1 protein-coding gene is annotated in these 241 nt (G+C 36.5%); it reads right to left on the reverse strand.

What is annotated here, in order from left to right; translation table 11 throughout:
* The coding region (locus AC23MB_RS14520) for a hypothetical protein (RefSeq protein ID WP_487787673.1) at positions 1–182 on the reverse strand (182 nt) is incomplete at its 3' end.
* Positions 183–241 lie beyond the last annotated feature (59 nt).

The following is a 241-nucleotide window of genomic DNA, read 5'->3' on the forward strand; positions in this document are numbered from 1 at the left end:
ATTGTTGGCTTGTGAGCTGCGCCAACAATAAGTCCTCTATTACCTGTTATTCGGACTTTGCCTGGGGTTGACATTACTAAGGTAATGTCTTTAATATAATTATAATCATAATTACGATCCTTAACATTTCCTCCAACCTTTCCTAACGAAAAAATGTAGGTGTTAGATTTGTCGGTTTCCATAATTACCCTAGATTTTGCCATAGAAACTCCCTTCAACCCATTTATTTTGTACTCTCCCT

The organism is Soonwooa sp. T0.1_25 (assembly GCF_057652215.1).